Origin of the sequence: Streptomyces flavofungini (assembly GCF_041028215.1) — a bacterium.
Lineage (GTDB): Bacteria > Actinomycetota > Actinomycetes > Streptomycetales > Streptomycetaceae > Streptomyces > Streptomyces flavofungini_B.
This window is the reverse complement of sequence record NZ_JASKYR010000761.1, coordinates 1-3,496: the sequence shown is the minus strand read 5'-3', so window position 1 is coordinate 3,496 and position 3,496 is coordinate 1. Positions and strand designations below refer to the sequence as shown.

Here is a 3,496-nt window from a genome sequence, read left to right as displayed (position 1 = left end):
GGGCGGGGGCAGGGCCTCAGCGGGCGGCGGCGGTGCTCCTCTCCGGCCGCAGCTCCAGGTGGGCGCCCCGCCAGCGTCGGCGGAGCAGGCGATCGTGGCTGACGACGACGAGGGCGCCCTCGTAGCCGTCGAGCGCGGATTCCAGCTCCTCGACGAGCGCGGGTGACAGGTGGTTGGTGGGCTCGTCGAGCAGCAGGACGTCCCACGGCTCGCTGAGCAGGCGCGCCAGAGCGAGCCGCTGTGCCTGTCCGGTGGACAGGCGGCCGACCGGCACCGTGAGCTGGTCGCGGCCGAACAGGCCGAGGGACAGCAGGTGTTCGGCGTGTTCGGCGTGTCCGGCGTGCTCATCGGAGTTCCGCGCCCGGCCGCGGGCGAAGGCGGCGAGCACGGTCTCGTGCGGTCGTCCCGGACGCGGCTCCTGGGGGAGGTGACCGACCCTGCCCCGGCGGGTCACGCCGCCGCTGTCGGGGGCGACTTCACCGGCGAGAACGCCGAGCAGAGTGCTCTTCCCCGCTCCGTTCGGCCCCGTGACCAGCAGGCGCTCGCCCGCCGCGACCGTGAGGCCCGTACGGTCGAGCCGGTCGGTGACGGCGATGTCCGAGGCGTCGAGGACGACGCCGTGCGGGCGGCCGGAGCGCAGTACGGGGGTGAAGCGCAGCGGCTCGGGCGGCGGTGCGACCGGGTCGGCGAGCAGGCGCCGCAGCCGCTCCTCCGCGTTGCGCACCCGACTGGCGAGGGACTGCTGCACCCGGCCGCCCGCCCGGTCGTACGCCATCTTGTTGCCGTCCTTCATGGGGCGCCCGGGGGCCACTTGGCGGGCGGTGGTCGCGGCGGTCTCGCGCAGCCGGTCGATGTCCGTGCGCCACTGCTCGTACGCCTGGGCCCAGCGGCGCCTGGCGGCGGCCTTCTCGGCGAGGTAGCCGGGGTAGCCGTTGCCGTACCGGACGACGTCCCTTCGGTCGGCGTCCACTTCGAGCAGGGTGGTGGTGACGCGTTCGAGGAAGACGCGGTCGTGGGAGACCGCCACCGTGGTGCCCCGCCGGGTGCGCAGATGGTCCTCCAGCCAGGTCAGGGCGGTGCCGTCGAGGTGGTTGGTCGGTTCGTCGAGAAGCAGTACCTCCGGCGCCGCGGCGAGGACGGCGGCGAGGCGCAGCCGCACCTGTTCTCCGCCGGACAGCGTGCCCACGGTGCGGTCGCGGGCCACGAGGCCCAGACCGAGGCCGTGCAGGGCGCGTTCGACCCGGGCGTCGGCGTCATAGCCGCCACGCAGTTCGAAGACCGTCAGGAGTTCGCCGTACTCGGCGAGGCCGGATTCGTCGCCCTCGGCCATCGCGGATTCCAGGCGGCGCAGCCGCTGCTCGACGGCGCGCAGGTCGCTCAGGGCGCGGTCGATGATCTGCTGGACGGTCGCGCCCGGTGCGAGCCGCTCGTCCTGGGCGAGATAGGCCACGCCACCGTCGGCCTGGACGACGACCTCGCCCTGGTCGGGCCGTTCGCGCCCGGCGAGCAGGCGGAGCAGGGTGGTCTTGCCCGAGCCGTTCTCACCGATGATCCCGGTGCGCTCGCCCGCGGCGAGCGAACACGTCACCGAGTCAAGAACGGTCCTGCCGTCGAAGGACTTGCTGACGGCGAGCGCGCTGATCTGTGTGGGCATACAAGGTCTCCAGAGCATTCGAGGACGGGGCGGCGGACACGGGCCGCGGGGCCGGGCGAAGGCTCTGGAAGAACATCGATCACTCCACTAGTGCGACAACTGATGCATTAAGATGGTGCCATACCGCCGTCCCCCGAGCAACGGATTACCGCGATGACATCCGATCCACCTGGTCCAGGACCGCAAACGGTCCGGCAGACGTCCGCGCCGACGCGACGCCGCCCCGGTGGCCGCACGGCCCGTATCCGCGGGCAGGTGCTCGAAGCCGTCCTCGCGGAGCTTGGCGAACACGGCTATGACGGGCTGACCGTGGACGCCGTCGCCGCCCGCGCGCAGGTGCACCGCACCACGGTGTACCGGCGCTGGGGAGATGTCGGCGGCCTGCTCGCCGACGTGCTCGACGCGGCGAGCGCCGACGCCTGGCAGCCGCCGGACACCGGCTCGCTCGAAGGCGATCTGACGGCGCTGAACCAGGAGATCCAGGACGCCATGCTGGCGCAACCGCCGGTCATGGCGGCCCTGATCGCCGCCTCGTTCCGCTCCGAACAGGCCGCCGAGGCCCAGCGGCGGCTCTGGGACGACCGCTACGCCCGCTGCGAGATCACCGTCGACCGTGCCGTCCGGCGCGGCGAACTCCCACCGCGCACCGACGCCCGCCGCCTGCTCATCGCCGCCACCGCGCCGCTGTACCACCACCTGGTCCTCCTGCACACCCCGCACGACCCCGACCTGCCGCGCCAGGCGGCCAGGACGGCGGCCCTCGCCGCGACGGCGGGCGCCTTCGCAGGCCCGGCGCCGGAGCCGCGCCCGGCACCGGAGCCCGGCCCGGCGTAGACCGGTGGCCCCGTCGCGGGCCGTTGGCGCCTAGCGCATCGCCTCGTACGTGCCCGCCGCGGCGAACGCCTCGCTGATCGGCGCGATCAGCGAGGCGAGGCGGCGGGCCCCCGCGCCGCCGACCGGGGCCCACAGCGGGGCGCAGAGCTCATCGGTCTCGGCCTCGATCCGCTCGCGCGCCGCGGCCCCCGCCTCGGTCGCCGCGCCCTCGGCGTCGAGCCAGCCGCGCGCGACGAGACGCGCCGTCGCCGCGGCCCACTCCGCGTCGCTCCACTGGCGGGTGGTCCGTATGAGCGCCGCCGGGAGGTGGCCCAGCGCGGTGTGGAGGACCAGGCACTCGCACGGGCCGAGACGGTTGGCGGCGAGTACGACGAGATGCGCGTCGCCGCGCCACTCGCGGACCACCGTGAGCTGCTGCCACAGCGCGACGAGCGGATCGCCGGGGAGCGGGACCGACGCGTTGGCGGCGGCGAGCGGCCTGCCCGCGTACTCGGCACCGGCGACGACCGGGTCCGTCAGCGCCCTCGCCTCGGCGATCTGATCCGCCGTGAGCGGCACCCGTACACGCCGCATCGCGCGCCCGGCGGCGGCGAAGCGCGCGGCCTGCCACCGCTCGGGCGGAGCGGCGTCCCACACACCCGCCATGGTCCGCACCGCCCGGGGGCTGAAGTTGTAGAAGGCCGCCAGGGTGACCTGCCAGGGGACAGCGCCGAGCGCCGCCGAGCGGAGGGCGAAGTACACCGGCGCGCGGTCGGTCACGCCCAGGGCGGCGGCCTCCTCGGCGGTCTCGGGCACGAGGTAGATGAACAGGTGGGTCCGCTGGACGACGGTGCTGATCTCGCGGACGGCGCCCAGGTCCGTCCGCTGCTCACTCGAAGGCGCGTTGTCGAAGGCGCTGGTGGAAGTGGTGTCGGAAGCGCTGATGGCAGTGGTGTCGGGAGTCATGAAATCGACGATAGCAGCAATAATCGATTATCTGGGGAATCGTCTATGCTGACGGCATGACTC

3 protein-coding genes are annotated in these 3,496 nt (G+C 73.9%); 1 reads left to right on the top strand and 2 read right to left on the bottom strand.

What is annotated here, in order from left to right:
* Positions 1-16: 16 nt before the first annotated feature.
* Positions 17-1,654, bottom strand: coding sequence for a ribosomal protection-like ABC-F family protein (gene abc-f / locus AB8Z36_RS33975; RefSeq protein WP_369217238.1), 1,638 nt, complete (start codon positions 1,652-1,654; stop codon positions 17-19).
* Positions 1,655-1,807: 153 nt separating this feature from the next.
* Between abc-f and AB8Z36_RS33970 the strand changes: the two genes are divergently transcribed.
* Positions 1,808-2,488 carry a TetR/AcrR family transcriptional regulator gene (locus AB8Z36_RS33970; RefSeq protein ID WP_440582070.1) on the top strand — a complete coding sequence of 227 codons (681 nt, stop codon included), beginning with the start codon at positions 1,808-1,810 and terminating at the stop codon, positions 2,486-2,488.
* Positions 2,489-2,518: 30 nt separating this feature from the next.
* Here the strand turns inward: AB8Z36_RS33970 and AB8Z36_RS33965 are convergent, their stop codons facing one another.
* Positions 2,519-3,343 carry an SCO6745 family protein gene (locus AB8Z36_RS33965; protein WP_440582071.1) on the bottom strand — a complete coding sequence of 275 codons (825 nt, stop codon included), beginning with the start codon at positions 3,341-3,343 and terminating at the stop codon, positions 2,519-2,521.
* Positions 3,344-3,496: the final 153 nt, after the last annotated feature.